The 16,027-nt window shown below is 42.7% G+C and carries 9 protein-coding genes; 8 read left to right on the forward strand and 1 reads right to left on the reverse strand.

Going from position 1 to position 16,027, the window contains the following annotated elements; all coding sequences use genetic code 11:
- Positions 1-111: 111 nt before the first annotated feature.
- The 7 genes from ACFSJE_RS11785 to ACFSJE_RS11815 all read left to right on the forward strand — a co-directional run bounded on the left by ACFSJE_RS11785 (position 112) and on the right by ACFSJE_RS11815 (position 11,545).
- A complete protein-coding gene (locus ACFSJE_RS11785; RefSeq protein WP_379831169.1) occupies positions 112-2,292 on the forward strand; it encodes an alpha-glucuronidase family glycosyl hydrolase in 2,181 nt (726 codons plus the stop codon).
- 16 nt (positions 2,293-2,308) lie between these two features.
- On the forward strand, positions 2,309-3,049 hold the full coding sequence (locus tag ACFSJE_RS11790) for an SDR family NAD(P)-dependent oxidoreductase (protein WP_379831170.1): 741 nt from the start codon (positions 2,309-2,311) through the stop codon (positions 3,047-3,049).
- A 17-nt stretch (positions 3,050-3,066) separates the two neighbouring features.
- Complete coding sequence (gene uxuA / locus ACFSJE_RS11795) at positions 3,067-4,245, forward strand: mannonate dehydratase (RefSeq protein WP_379831171.1); 1,179 nt, start codon at positions 3,067-3,069, stop codon at positions 4,243-4,245.
- A 36-nt stretch (positions 4,246-4,281) separates the two neighbouring features.
- Positions 4,282-5,472: an endo-1,4-beta-xylanase gene (locus ACFSJE_RS11800; RefSeq protein ID WP_379831172.1), complete on the forward strand. Its 1,191-nt coding sequence runs from the start codon at positions 4,282-4,284 to the stop codon at positions 5,470-5,472.
- An 87-nt stretch (positions 5,473-5,559) separates the two neighbouring features.
- Positions 5,560-8,244: a sialate O-acetylesterase gene (locus tag ACFSJE_RS11805; protein WP_379831173.1), complete on the forward strand. Its 2,685-nt coding sequence runs from the start codon at positions 5,560-5,562 to the stop codon at positions 8,242-8,244.
- A gap of 1 nt (position 8,245) precedes the next feature.
- A complete protein-coding gene (locus ACFSJE_RS11810; protein WP_379831174.1) occupies positions 8,246-9,781 on the forward strand; it encodes a glucuronyl esterase domain-containing protein in 1,536 nt (511 codons plus the stop codon).
- A 3-nt stretch (positions 9,782-9,784) separates the two neighbouring features.
- Positions 9,785-11,545 carry a glycoside hydrolase family 43 protein gene (locus tag ACFSJE_RS11815; RefSeq protein WP_379831175.1) on the forward strand — a complete coding sequence of 587 codons (1,761 nt, stop codon included), beginning with the start codon at positions 9,785-9,787 and terminating at the stop codon, positions 11,543-11,545.
- A gap of 29 nt (positions 11,546-11,574) precedes the next feature.
- On the opposite strand, the gene galB is transcribed toward ACFSJE_RS11815, so the two are convergent.
- Positions 11,575-14,301 carry a beta-galactosidase GalB gene (gene galB, locus ACFSJE_RS11820; protein WP_379831176.1) on the reverse strand — a complete coding sequence of 909 codons (2,727 nt, stop codon included), beginning with the start codon at positions 14,299-14,301 and terminating at the stop codon, positions 11,575-11,577.
- Between the two features lie 349 nt (positions 14,302-14,650).
- On the opposite strand from galB, the gene ACFSJE_RS11825 reads away from it, so the two are divergent.
- The gene (locus ACFSJE_RS11825) at positions 14,651-15,958 is read left to right on the forward strand and encodes a glycoside hydrolase (protein ID WP_379831177.1); all 1,308 of its coding nucleotides are present in this window, start codon (positions 14,651-14,653) and stop codon (positions 15,956-15,958) included.
- The last annotated feature ends 69 nt before the right edge of the window (positions 15,959-16,027 follow it).

Consider the following 16,027-nt stretch of genomic DNA (forward strand, 5'->3'; position numbering starts at 1 on the left):
GCAATCGATTGCGTTAAACATTTTGTTAATCTATGAATTTTTTACTTATTTTACTCAGCGCAATTGATTGATTTAATAATTAATCGATTTTTTTTTGTCAAATTCTAAATCATGAGACAGTCCATCAAATTAAAAGTAAGGTATTTTTTTGGCTTCTTTCTGTTTGTTTCCATTGCATCTTTTTCAATGTCAAATGGATACGAGCTGTGGTTGAATTACACCAAGATTTCAGACGAAGCTACCTTACTAAAGTATCGTTCTACAATTCAAACCGTTTTTTTGGAGGGAACCAGTGAGACCCAATCGGTAATCAAAAATGAATTGGAAATGGGACTCGGAGGGCTGCTCGACACGGAAGTGGTTTTCCAAGGATTCAATAAAGGAGGAAACCAATTGATTGTTTCTAAATACAATGATTTACCACAGGAATTGAAGTCATCCTTTATTATGGATGGTCTCTCCAAAGAGGGATATAAGATTAAAACTATTGAATCTAATGGGGCATCGTTTGTTGTTGTAACCGCAAATGAGGATATCGGTCTTTTGTACGGAACCTATAATTTCTTGCGATTGTTACAGACCCATTCGGCTTTAGAAAATGTGGACATCACTGAAATACCTAAAGTGGATGTGAGGGTGTTGAACCACTGGGATAATCTGGATCGAACCATTGAGCGTGGTTTTGCAGGGTTTTCCATTTGGAATTGGCATACGTTACCAGGGTATATTGACCAACGATATATAGACTATGCCCGGGCAAATGCTTCGGTGGGAATCAATGGAACCGTACTGACCAATGTGAATGCGAATGCGCTTATCTTGACTCCACAGTATTTGGAGAAGGTAAAGGCGCTGGCCGAAGTTTTCCGTCCGTATGGAATTAAAGTCTATCTCACGGCACGTTTTTCCGCACCCATTGAAATTGGAGGATTGGAAACCGCCGATCCCTTGGATGCTGATGTAATTCAGTGGTGGAAAGACAAGGCCAAAGAAATTTATACCATGATTCCCGATTTTGGCGGGTTTGTTGTAAAGGCCAATTCTGAAGGTCAACCCGGACCCCAAAACTATGGCAGGAGCCATTTGGATGGGGCCAATCTTATGGCCAATGCCTTGGAACCTTTTGGCGGATTGGTTATTTGGCGTGCATTTGTCTATTCGGAGCATGATCCAACGGACCGGGCAAAACAGGCCTATTCTGAGTTTGTTCCAGAGGATGGCAAATTCATGGACAACGTTTTGCTTCAGGTAAAAAATGGGGCAATTGATTTCCAGCCCAGAGAACCCTTTCACCCATTGTTTGGCGCGATGCCCAAGACACCGTTGATGATGGAGTTTCAAATCACCAAAGAGTATTTGGGGTTTGCGACCCATTTGGTATTTCTGCCCAAACTGTATGAAGAAGTGTTGCAGTCCGACACCTATAGAAAAGGTAAAGGATCGACAGTGGCCAAAGTGATAGATGGTTCGCTGAACAACAAAAAAGTTTCGGGGATGGCCGGGGTATCCAATGTGGGGAACGACATTAATTGGACAGGTCACCCGTTTGGTCAGGCGGATTGGTATGGCTTCGGTCGATTGGCTTGGAATCCTTACATGACTGCTGAGGATATCGCTGATGAGTGGCTTCGGCTTACATTCAGCAACGATGAAAAATTTGTGGAGCCTGTCAAACAAATGATGATTGAGTCGAGGGAAGCCGTGGTCAATTATATGAACCCGCTTGGACTGCACCATATTTTTGATACTGGCCATCATTACGGCCCTGGACCTTGGGTGGGGAATCTTTCCAGACCCGAATGGAATCCGGTGTATTACCACAAAGCGGATAGCGAAGGTGTAGGTTTTGATCGGACCAAAACAGGAAGTAATGCTTTGTCGCAATACGCACCAGAGGTGGAAAAAATGTTCACTGACCTTAAGACCTGTCCTGAAGAATACCTACTGTGGTTCCACCATTTACCTTGGGACTATACGTTGAAAAATGGTCGTACCCTATGGGATGGATTAGGATTGAAGTATCAAGAAGGTGTTGATGAAGTTCGGGACATGATCAAGACTTGGGAAGCCATGAAACCTTATGTGGATGATGCAAGACATCATCAGGTATCCATGCTTTTAGATATACAACTTGAAGAGGCCATATGGTGGAAAGATGCTTGTATGCTGTACTTTCAGACCTTTTCAAAAATGGAATTTCCAAGGGAAATGGAAAAACCAGAACACACATTGGATTATTACAAATCGTTAAAATTTCCATTTGCACCGGGCATCCGGCCTAGATGGGACTAACCTTATAAACAAATTAATGGACAAAAAAGTAGCCATAGTAACCGGAGGCAATTCGGGATTGGGTTTTGCCACCGCAAAGAAATTTTGCGACGAAGGGACCAAAACCTATATCATAGGCCGGACCAAGGAACGAACAGAAGAAGCCTGTGAACAATTGGGAAAAAATGCCGTTCCGGTGATTTTTGATTTAACCAACCTTGAAGGAATCCCTCAAATGGTGGAGGCCATCTTCAAAGCGGAAGGTCATATTGATGTTTTGGTGAACAATGCCGGAATCAATATGAAAAAAGAGTTCATTGACGTAACGGATTCCGAATTTGAACAGATTTTGCGAACCAATGTATTCAGTGTATTTGCCATCAGCAGGGAAGTGGTCAAAAAAATGAAGGAAACTGGAGGAGGAAACATTGTGAACATCAGCTCTATGGCGGCACAGTATGGTATGCCAAAAGTAATTGCCTATTCTGCCAGTAAAACGGCTATTGAGGGGATGACCCGGGCCATGGCGGTGGATTTGGCCCAATACAACATAAGGGTAAACTGTATTGCACCTGGTTTTATTAAAACAAAAATGACGGCAAAAGCCCTCGATTCGGACCCGCCAAGAAAGGAAAAGGTGTTTTCAAGAACCCCTATGGGTAAAATGGGAATGCCAGAGGATATTGCAGATGCTGTTTATTTTTTCGCATCAGAACAAGCTAAATTTGTAACAGGTACCGTACTTCCAGTAGATGGAGGGAACAGTATCGGGTTTTGATTACAAATGAAAAGTATATGATAAAAATGCAAAAGACCATGCGTTGGTATGGTCCACATGACGGTGTTAAATTGGAGGATATTCGCCAGTGCGGAGTTACTGGGATTGTTACGGCCCTTCATCAAATTCCTGTTGGAAATGTTTGGGAGGTCAAGGATATCCAAGAAAGACAAGAGGTAATCCGAAAAGCGGGCATGGAATGGACGGTGATTGAAAGTCTACCGGTCCATGAAGACATCAAACGAAGAGGGGGTGATTACCAAAAATTTATCGCCAACTATAAAAAGAGCTTGGAGCATATAGCGCAATGCGGCATCAAGGTGGTGGCATACAATTTTATGCCCATTTTGGACTGGGTTCGCACCGATCAAGCGTATGAAAATATTGATGGGACCAAAGCACTCTTGTTTGATGAACGTGCTTTTATCTATTTCGATGTGTTTCTACTGCAACGACCTGGAGCGGAAAAAGATTATGCCCAAGATAGGTTGAATGCGGCCATAGCTTATGGAAACACGTTGGAGGAAGCCGAAAAGGAAAAACTCTACCGAAATGTTTTGTTGGGACTTCCCGGCAGTGATGAAAGTTTTACCAAGGAAAAAGTATTGGAACTGCTGGATGACTATAAGGGTATCAGCGATGATGAATTAAGAAAGAACCTGATTCATTTTTTGTCCGAAGTGGCACCCGTAGCTGATAAATTAGGCGTTCAATTGGCCATACACCCAGACGACCCACCCTTTTCTGTTTTAGGATTGCCCAGAGTGGTATCCACGGAAAATGACATCAAAGAAATTCTAAGTGGAGTGCCCATCAATGCAAACGGACTTTGCTATTGCACAGGTTCGTTAGGCGCCAATCCAAACAACAATCTTGTTCGAATTATAGAAGAACATGGAAACCGTATTCACTTTTTACACCTCAGAAATGTGAAGCGTGAAGAGGGTAAACGATTCCGGGAATCGGAGCACCTTAATGGGGATAACCCCATGGAAGCTATTGTGGAAAAGCTTTTGGTGTTGATGCAGAAAAACAATACAAGCCTTCCTGTTCGGCCAGATCATGGCTTCCTACATTCTTTTGAGGGTGTTGAAAAATATCCTGGATATTCCTTGATCGGAAGGCTAAAAGGATTAGCAGAAATCAGGGGACTTGAACTGGGCATTGCTTACAAACTACAACAAACACAAACTTAAAAATTGCACAGAAAAGAATTAACTAAATAGAAAACAATGAAGATAGTAAAGGTCTTAATGATAGTGATGTTTGCAGCGGTGATGGGATGCAGTTCTGGGAGCGATGACTCAGGCCCCCAGGTTGGTGGTCCCACGGACGATATTAATCCGGGTGGCTCGGATGATGATGATCCAAGCACCGACGATGAAATACCTGTAGAAGATCCATTCGTTTATGACGCCACAGAAGATTTAAAAGATGTTGCAAGCTTTCCCATTGGAAATATAGTTTCTGCCAACAAGTTGGCTTCAACATCAACAGACAACACCACCTTTAAGCAGGTGTTGAACGCAGAATACAATAGCATCACGTCAGAATATCAAATGAAGATGAATATCATGTTCACCGCTCCAGATACTTACGATTTTTCGGATGGAGATGCCATTGTGGCTTATGCCAAAGAAAATGGATTACGGGTTCATGGTCATGCGCTGATATGGCATGAGGCGATTCCTAGTTGGTTGAATGAATTTGCTGGAACGGATGAGGAATTCGAGGCCCAGGTGGAAGGATTTGTGAAAGCTGCAGTTGCCCATTTTGCCGAAGCAGAAGATGATGGTGGAAACCCAATAGTGGCTTCTTGGGATGTGGTTAATGAATATTTTGATGGAGCCGCAGTAAGAAACTCACTGTTTACCCAACGCATCGGAAACGATTTCATTAAAAAGGCCTTTCAGTGGGCCAGAGAGGCAGATCCAGATGTAAAACTTTTCTATAACGACTATAACATTGCAGGACAAGTAGATAAAAGAAATGCCATTATCGGAATGGTGAATGACTTTATTACGAATTCTATTCCAATTGACGGAATTGGCATGCAGATGCACTTGAACCACGATTGGCCATCATCAGACTTGCCACTAGCAATCCAAGCCATATCCGACACAGGTTTATTGGTACACCTATCAGAGTTGGATGTAAAAGTGAATTACGGGGACGATATTAACTCATTGACCGAGGAAAGAGCAGGTGCACAAGAACTCCAGTACCAAAGAGCAGGATACTATTACACTACTATTGTTCCAGCCGCCCAACAATTTGGAATCACTTTGTGGGGCTTTAGAGATCGTGATAGCTGGTTATATGACAACGGCTCCGATTGGCCACTGTTGTACGACAATGATTTTAACACGAAGGTTTCCCACAGAGGATTGGTTGCAGGTCTTAACGGGGAAAATCCAGAGTAAACTACTAAGGATGAAATAGTAAAAACCATGATGGAAAATGCCCAAAAACTTCATCATGGTTTTTTTGTTCACAATAAATAGAATAGCATGAAAAATGTATTACTAGTTGCAGGTTTACTGTTCGCAATTTTTGGAAATGCCCAGATTAAACTTCCTAGGCTGATAAGTGACGGGGTGGTATTGCAGCGCGATGAAAAAATTAAGATTTGGGGATGGGCATCGCCCAATGAAAAAGTGGAAATGTCCCTAAAGGGCAAGAAGTACAGCACTACTGCCGACCAGAATGGTGATTGGGACATTCAATTAAAGCCACAAAAAGCCGGAGGGCCCTATACCATAACTTTTAAAGGGAATAATGAAGTTTCCGTGAAAGATGTTCTTTTTGGCGATGTTTGGCTCGGAGCAGGGCAGTCCAATATGGTAACCCCCATGGAGCGGGTCAAGGAAAAATACCCAGACGAAGTGGCAAACGCAGATTATCCTGAAATCCGTAATTTTTTTATCCCAACCTTGTCAAATGTTGATGGTCCTCAAAAAGATTTACCAGCAGGGGAATGGAAACCTGCTGTAGCCGGAGATATCATGCAAATGGGAGCGGTCACCTTTTTCTTTGCTAAAGACCTCTACAATAAATACCATGTTCCAATTGGGATTATCAACTCAAGCGTGGGAGGTACACCCATCGAGTCATGGGTCAGCGAAGATGGATTTAAGGAATTTCCCAAGGATTTGGCTACCATCCAAAGAAATAAGGATGAAAGTTATTCTAGTCAATTTACCACAAGACCACCTTCCTCCAATGTTCAGCCCGAAATTAAAGATGAGGGTTTAACAGGCCCTCTCAAATGGTATGAAAATGAATACCAACCTAAAGGTTGGAACAACTACTACATTCCAGGATATTGGGAAGACCAAGGCTTAAGAGATTTGAACGGCGTGGTGTGGTTCCGAAGGGAATTGGAAATCCCTGATGAATTGGTAGGGGTTGAGGCCAAGCTTTTTATGGGTCGGATTGTGGATGCCGATGAAGTTTATGTAAACGGCACCAAGATTGGAAACATTACCTATCAATACCCACCCAGAAGATATACCGTCCCAGAAGGTGTTCTAAAGAAAGGAAAAAATCTCATTGTGGTTCGGGTCACCAATTCTGGAGGCAAAGGGGGCTTTGTTCCTGACAAAAATTATGAACTCACAGCCAATGGTATAAGCGTAGATTTAAAAGGAGAGTGGCAATATAAGGTGGGTGAAGTCTTTAAACCTTTTAGAGGAGCGAGAAGAGGTGGCGGTTACAACCAATTTTGGGCCCAAAACCAACCTACGGCCCTGTACAATGCCATGGTAGCTCCATTGACCAATATGACCGTCAAAGGAATGCTATGGTACCAAGGCGAATCCAACACAGGTCGACCAAAAGCATATGCAGATTATCTTCCTGCCCTCATCAAGGATTGGAGGGAGAAATTCAACAAACCCAATGCCCCTTTCCTATGGGTGCAATTGGCCAACTTTCAGGATGTGAATTACCTTCCCACTGAAAGCAACTGGGCAGAACTCAGGTTTTCGCAGTTCAAGACACTTTCTGTTCCCAATACAGCCATGGCTGTCATAATTGATTTAGGAGAGTGGAACGACATCCATCCGTTGAACAAAGAAGGAGTGGGCAAGCGATTGGCACTGGGCGCCTTAAAATTGGCGTATGGGGAAGATATAGTGTACTCAGGACCCATTTTCAAATCCTCAGAAATACAAGGGGATAAAATCGTACTTCATTTTGATTCCGTAGGAAGCGGACTGGTTTCCAATGATGGAGAACCCCTCCATCGATTTGAAATTGCAGGGCAGGACCAAGAATTTGTTTGGGCCGATGCCCAAATCGTGGGAAACACCGTTGAGGTGACAAGCGATGAAGTTCCTCGTCCAGCTTATGTCCGCTATGCTTGGGCCGATAATCCCAGAGGTGCCAATTTGTATAATAAAGAAGGACTGCCGGCATCTCCCTTCCAAAATTTTGATAATGAAGAACTCAACCAGCTGCCATGGCAAGGTAAAAAGGCGGCGGTAATCCTAACGTATGATGATGCCCTAAATGTGCATTTGGACAACGTGGTTCCATTGTTGGACTCCCTGAATTTAAAAGGAACGTTCTATGTGTCCACCTTTTCCGAAGCCTTTAGAAATCGGTTGAATGATTGGAAACGGATTACATGGAATGGCCACGAATTGGCCAACCATACCATTTTTCACCCCTGTATCGGCAAGGAAAGCAGGCCATGGGTAAAACCGGATTATGATATGGCCACCTACACCGTTCAACGTATGGTGGATGAAATCAAGATTAACAACACACTGCTTGAAGCTTTGGACGGTAAAAAGGAAAGAACCTTTGCATACACCTGTGGTGATTTTACTGTAAATGGAGATGATTTTTTTATCGATGGACTTAAAGATGATTTAGTAGCCGCCCGAGCCGTACGTTCAGAAATGCACACCATTGACCAAGTGGACCTTTTTAATATGGACAGCTATGCCATTGTGGACGCCACCGGTGATGAAATGATCGACATGGTGAAGCAAGCGGTGGAGACTAATTCCCTTTTGATTTTTCTATTTCATGGAGTAGGTGGAGAGCATTCCATGAATGTTTCGCTCCCAGCTCACAAACAACTGTTGGAATATCTAAAAGAACACGATACTGAGGTTTGGACCGCACCGCTTATCGATGTGGCTAAAAATGTAAAAACATATCAATCCAAGACAAAAACAAACTAAAATGAAAGCATCGCATTACTTCGTTTTAATTTTTGCACTGACCAGTTTCTGTGCAAATGCCCAGTTTTTTCTAACTCAGGAAGAGCGGGACAGCATTTACCAACATGGAAAAGTGAATCACGATAATATGATGAAGCAATTGGGTATTACAGTGTTGCGCCCTGGCCCAAGTGGCGACCCAACAGCACCCAATGCAGCAAATTATGATGAATCCATTGCGAACCCTTGTCCAGAATTACCAGAGGTTTTGGTAACCAATAAAGGAAAGAAAGTCAAGGATGCGGATGATTGGTGGGATACGCGTCGTCCAGAAATTGTTGAGGATTTTGAGCGGGAGGTGTATGGCCGATTACCAAAAAACATTCCGGCTGTTACATGGACGGTAAAAGTGGAAGACAAGGAGTTTGTACGCAGGACACCCGTTGTTGTAAAACAATTGGTGGGGCATGTGGATAACAGTTCTTATCCTGCTATCAATGTGGATATCAATGCCATGTTGGTGGTTCCTGCCAATGTTCAAGGACCCGTTCCCGTATTGATTATGTTCGGAAGACCCTCATTTCCTGCTCCAGCGCAGCCATCACAAGAAGATATGGAAACCCTGAATAATTCTTTTAAAGAATTGATGATCAAGCACGATCCTAAGCTAAAGTCAATATTTGATAAATATCCAGCTTACAGCCCAATCACAAGATTACCGGGACCCAATTTTTGGGAACCCATGCCCGAAGGTGACCTTCCCTCTACAGAGCAATTGTTGAATGCAGGCTGGGGGTATGTCACGCTGGACCCATCAAGTATCCAAGCTGATAATTCGGCTGGGTTAACGCACGGCATTATCGGGTTGGTGAACAAAGGGCAGCCACGTAAACCTGATGATTGGGGATCCTTGAGAGCTTGGGCCTGGGGAGCAGCCCGTACCTTGGATTATTTGGAGACCGACCCTCTGGTGGATGCCACCAAAGTGGGGATTGAAGGTGTTTCCCGATATGGTAAAGCAGCTTTGGTGACCCTTGCTTTTGAAAAACGTTTTGCCGTTGGATTGATAGGTTCTTCCGGAAAGGGTGGAGCCACATTGCACCGTAGAGTTTTTGGCGAGGCTGTTGAAAGTCTGACCGGAGTGGGTGAGAGTCATTGGATGGCAGGAAATTATTTAAAATATGGCGCAGCCGAGGCAAGTTTTGGTAGCAAAACAGGGTGTGATCTTCCCGTGGATTCCCATGAGTTGATTGCACTCTGTGCACCAAGACCCACATTTATCAGCTATGGCATTCCCGAGCAGGGAGATGCGCTTTGGCTGGACCAAAAAGGAAGCTATATGGCCACCATTGCGGCAGGCGAAGTCTTTACATTATTGGGCGCAAAGGACCTTGGTGTTTCCAATGATTATTTAAAGGAAGAAATGCCGCCCTACAATACTGATATGTTGGATGGCGAATTGGCATGGCGCCAACACGATGGCGGACATACCGATTGGCCCAATATGAAACATTTTATCCCTTGGGCCAATGAATTCTTGAATTACGAAAAGAAGTAAAAAATGAGAATAAAACTATTCAAACAACATAGATTAAATAAAGGTCAAATCGTATTGGCTTTGGCCCTGTTGGTATTTTCTTTTCATGGTATTGGTCAAGGAAGGAAATCCAAAGCTAAGGCCCCCATTTTTTCGGAATTCACGTATCAAGGAAATGATAAGATTTATCAAGATAATCCATTGACCGAAAATGAGTTTTACAACCCCATCCTTCAAGGCTGTTATCCGGATCCGGCCATAACCAAAAAAGGCGATGATTATTATATGGTTTGCTCTTCGTTTGCCATGTTTCCGGGAGTGCCCATTTTCCTTTCAAAAGATTTGGTCAACTGGACGCAAATTGGACACGTATTAGATCGGGTTTCACAATTGGATGTCAGTGATTTAGGGATAAGTCGTGGGGTTTATGCCCCGGGCATCACCTACAATCCTAAAAATGACACCTTCTATATGATCACAACCGTGGTGAATGGATTGGGAAATATTGTTGTAAAAACCCAAGACCCTATGAAAGGTTGGAGTGAACCTTATAAACTTAGTTTCAATGGTATTGATCCCTCCCTGTTTTTTGATGATGATGGCAAGGCCTATGTAGTGCACAATGATGCCCCGGACCCAGGTAAGGAACTATATAACGGGCACCGGGTCATAAAGGTTTGGGAGTATGATATGGAAAAGGATGATGTCATACAAGGAACAGATAAGATCATTGTTGATGGGGGCGTGGACCTTTCAGAAAAACCAATTTGGATTGAAGCCCCACACCTGTACAAAAAGGATGGCTCTTACTATTTAATGTGTGCCGAAGGAGGTACAGGCGGATGGCATAGCGAGGTGATTTTTAAAAGCGACAAACCCACTGGACCCTTTATACCAGCCCCAAGCAATCCCATCCTTACCCAACGGTATTTTCCAAAGAATCGGGAGAATAAGGTAGATTGGGCTGGGCATGCGGATTTGGTGCAGTTTGAGGGTAATCAATATTATGGCGTTTTCTTGGCCGTTCGCCCCAATGAAGAAAACCGCGTTAACACCGGTCGTGAAACTTTTATTTTACCCGTGGATTGGTCTGGGGAGTTTCCCGTTTTTGAAAATGGTTTGGTTCCCATGGAGCCCAAACTGCAACTGCCAAATGGAGTAAAGAACAAAACAGGTCAAGAAGGGTTTTTCCCGAACGGTAATTTTGTGTTCACCGATGATTTTTCTTCTGAAAAACTCGATTATCGATGGATTGGTCTGCGAGGTCCTCGCGAGGCGTTCATTTCTCAAATGGATAAAGGCCTGAGAATAACACCTTTTGATACCAATATCAAAGAAACAAAAGCGACCTCCACCTTGTTTTATAGGCAACAGCACAATAGCTTTTCATTTACCACCACGCTGAAGTATCAGCCTAAGTCAGAAAAAGATTTGGCCGGAGTCGTAGCACTGCAAAATGAAGGTTCAAACTATGTGTTTGGCATAACCAAAAAGGATAAGGACTTCTACATTGTACTTCAGAAAAACAAATGGCCCAACCGGCAGGGAGAAATCATCTCAGAAATAGTGGCCAGCGCTAAAATTGACTTGGAGGATACCATCAAACTTGAAATTTCGGCCAATGGGGATAAATATGAGTTTACCTATGCCTTGGGAGATGGAGCGTTGCAAAAATTGGGACCAACCGTGTCCGGTGATATTCTATCAACAGATGTTGCAGGTGGGTTTACAGGCTGTTTATTGGGACTTTATGCTACCTCTTCCAATGATGCATTACCTCATTAAATGGATGTTTTTTTGAGAGGGAAATAAATTTAGTTGCTCTCAATTTCAATGGTAGCCAATTCCAATCCATCTGAAGTTGCCTTTACCTTAATCGTGCCGGGCTGGCCCTCTTTTGATTTTACAATCCCTAATACCATTCCGCTAAAGGCATTTCTTTTTGGTGAAGGAAATTCGGTCATATCGCATGGGTTTCCATTATCGGTAGCACTTAACGTTCCTGGACCATCAACGCTGAATTCAATTTCATTTTCAGCATTGGCCACAAAATTTCCATCCTCATCCAGCACCCTTACAGTTATGTAGGCCAAATCCAAGCCATCGGAATTAATGGTATTTCTATCTACCTCTACTTCTAGTTTTGCTGGAACACCAGTAGTTTTTACAGTTTCCTCGGCCCAAACTTCTCCGTTTTTATAGGAAATTGCCTTTAATTCCCCTGGTTGATATAGTACATCATCCCATCGTAACCGATATTCAAATTCCCCTTTTTTCTTTTTTCCAAGTGATGTACCATTTAGAAATAATTCAACCTCATCACCAGAAGTGAACACATGTACAGGAGTAACCTTGCCAACTCGGCCTGGCCAGTTCCAGTGGGGTAAAATATGCACCATGGGTAAATCGGGCCGCCAACGGGCTTGGTACAGGTAGTACCTATCTTTGGGAAAACCTGCCAAATCAATAATGCCGTTATAGGAGCTTCTACAATCATAGTAGGGGGTAGGTTCGCCCAAATAATCAAATCCGGTCCAAACAAACTCTCCCGCCGAATAGGGATGTTTATCGAGTGAAGCAAAAACCTTATCTGCCGAAGATCCAAAATCCACGGCATACAGTTCATACGCACTTACTTGCGAAATACGATCATCCTTGCCATTTCCGTTTAACATTGGGGCACTTGTTTTATCCGTTACAGGAAACAAATAGATTCCTCGACTACTGGCTGCAGAAGCTGTTTCGCTACTCAAAATCACTTTATCGGGAAATTTTTCATGGAAAGGTCCATATTGTGGCTTGGTCTTTATGCGATTTGTAACCGTATCGAAAACTGGGTCTTGTCGGATACCCTCACCTTGATAATTGAAACTGATCACATCCATAACCGTTGGAAATGGCATATCGGATTTTGCCCAATTCATGGCGCTTGTCGTTAAACGTGTTGGGTCTTCGTCTTTGATTATTTCAACTAATTTTCTTCCTATGTCGGCGCCCTCTTCATCAGTGTATTGCTCGCCCACTTCATTGCCGTAACTCCACATGATTATGGATGGGTGATTTTTATCGCGGCGCACCATTGCCCGTGCATCGGCTTCATACCAATCTGGAAAAATTAAATGAAAATCGTGTGGCGTTTTTTTGCGTTCCCAGGAATCGAAAACTTCATCAATGACCAAAAAGCCCATTTTATCACATAAATCCAACAATTCCTGTGCTGGCGGATTATGTGCCATTCGGATGGCGTTACACCCCATTTCTTTTAAGATTTCCAATTTGCGTTCTGCGGCGCGAACATTAAATGCAGCACCCAATGCACCCAAATCGTGATGTTCATTGACACCTTTTATTTTAACGAGTTCTCCATTTACCAAGACACCTTGATTTGGGTTAAACTCCAAGGACCGAATTCCAAATGAGGTTTCGTATGAATCGATTACTTTTCCATTATTTGAAATCGTGGTAATGGCCTTATATAAGTGGGGTGTTTGTGTTGGAGGAGGGCCCCATAGTTTGGGGTTTTTAAGGGTTGTTCTACCAGATATTTTTTTTGATTTTCCCGAAGCTATTGTCAACGTCTCTTTTGGCAGCAATGCAACCACCGATACACTATCCTCCAAGGCATAAATTTCGGTAACCACATCAATTTCGGCACTTGTTTCAGAATCATTGTCCACGGAAACAGAAAAATCCACTGTCGCGGAATCATCTGAAACATTGTGGGTTGAAACTGTTGTTCCCCAATGTGCTATATGCACTTTATGGGTCTTGGTCAACCAAATATTGCGATAAATGCCTGCTCCTGGGTACCAACGTGCAGAATGGTTGGGATTATCCACACGAATGGCCAATTGATTATCACCTTCAAAATTAAGATAGGGCGTTAAATCCAACCGCCATGAATTATATCCGTAGGGCCAACCACCCACTAAATTGCCATTTAGCCAAACCATGGCATACGACATGATTCCATCTACATCTAAAAAAACCGACTTGTTTTCATCAGCGTTTGTAATATCAATTTTTTTACGATACCAAGCAACTCCATTGCTCGGCAAGCGGCCCATTCCGCCAGTGACTTCAGCATTTTCACCTTCTTGAAAAGGCCCTTTTATGGCCCAATCGTGAGGGATAGTAACTTTTTCCCAGTCATTGTCATCAAAAGTGCCTTGCACAAACGGAAAATCCATGCCAGGATTTCCCTCAGGCCTTATGTGATGAGTTGATTTATCCTTTATAAAAGCATTTGTAGTTGGTAAAATATATGGTTTCAATACTTTTTCCGATGCTCTTAATTTCTCTGCTTCCGTTGCAGGCGTATCGGCAGCTTTTGAGTCGTTAACATTTGTTACTTCTGGACGGACGTCATAATATAAGTCATCAGCAACTGTAGAAGATTCATATTTAAAAAATCTCCAATCTTGATTGATTGAAATGTGTTCTCTGGGGTTTTGGGTTGTATCAAGCAATTGACTGCAAGCAGTACCAAGCAAGATGGATATTGCAATGAAAAGGACTTTTGTTCCCTTAAAGGTGTTCATCTTATAGTTTTAAGTTGTGAGATATTCAGATTCACTACATATTTTCTTTTGTAATAAAGTAAGAAAACCGCCTGCCAAAAGCAAAGCGGTCCTCGCCGAAATTACAACCTCGTCAACTATGCGTTGAATTATTTTATGTTTCAAATGCAACTATTGAGTACATTTTTTGAGAATATCTCTTCTATTTATTTAAATGATTTAAAGATACACAATATTTTGTAAATGCAATCGGTTGCATAATTTTTTTGAGGATCAATTTAAAATCACTAATCTTACGAAAATCATTGCCCAAATCTGATAAGATTACCGAGGGTAATTTTTGATTCGAACACGAAAACTAAACAAGAAGATGAGAAAAATTAAACAGCTTATAACAATCCTAATTGTTATCCTAAATATCAATTGTAGCAGCAATGACACGAATGAGGTTGGCGGCCCTACCCCATTACCAGACCCAACGGACCCAACCGTGTTACAGTCAGATGCCGCTACAATTTCACCGGCAGATGTTGAACAAAACATTAGTGGTTTTGGTGCAGCGACCGTATTTAGACTGGATAGTCCATTGGGCGCTTCAGATATGGATAAATTATTTGGAACTGGCCAAGGGCAGATTGGTCTATCAATCTTGAGAATTCGAGTAGCTACTGATGATTTTGCAAGAGGCATTGAGCTGGAACACGCACAACTTGCAACTGCCAGAGGTGCCAAAATTATGGCGACGCCATGGAGTCCACCTGCTGAAATGAAGACCAATAGCGATTTGGTCAGTGGATCGTTAAAACCAGAATCTTATGAGGACTTCGCAAATTATTTAAATGATTTTGCAGCATATATGGAAACAAATGGGGCTCCTCTTGAGGCAATCGGTATTCAAAATGAAGGGGATTATCAGGTAAGTTATGAATCCTGTGATTGGACAGCGGCCCAAGTGCGGGATTTTGTGCGGGACTATGGGCAATTGATTACCAATACGAAAGTTATATCCCCAGAATCCTTTCAATTTAGGCATGAACACACCGATTTAATGCTGAATGACCCACAGGCAGTGGACAATGTTGATATTGTAGGGGGACACATTTATGGGACACAAGTTCAAGATTATCCATATCCTTTGGCTCTCGAAAAAGAGAAAGAACTATGGATGACCGAACACTACACAACTAGTGACAGAAGCGCAAATTTATGGCCCGATGCCCTGCTGGTTGGGAAAGAGATTCATAACTGCATGGTAGTTGGTCAATATAGTGCCTACATCTGGTGGTACGGCAAACGATATTATGGGTTCATTGGCGATGGAGAAGAAGGTACAGGAAATGGAACCGTTACAAAGAGAGGGTATGTGATGTCCAACTTTTCAAAGTTCATTCGACCTGGTTATACAAGAATCGATGCAGAAGAAAACCCGCAAACAGATGTATTTGTCAGTGCCTATTCTGGTGAGGGAAAAACTGTGGTTGTCGCGATAAACGAATCAGCCCAAAACAAAGAACAACAGTTTGTGATCACAGGAACGAACAACACCAGTGTTACGCCTTACATCACCAGCGCTACCAAAAACCTAGAGGTTCAAGAGTCCGTTGAGATTGAATCAAGCATCGATGCATTTTTATATTTGTTGCCCCCCAATAGCATTACTACTTTTGTAACTGACTAAAGTGTTGAATAGTAGCAAATTGGTGATGGGCTATCGAAATTACAGAAGCTGGTTTGGTTATAGACGGGG

The sequence above is a fragment of the Flagellimonas iocasae genome (genome assembly GCF_042682725.1).
Lineage (GTDB): Bacteria > Bacteroidota > Bacteroidia > Flavobacteriales > Flavobacteriaceae > Flagellimonas > Flagellimonas iocasae.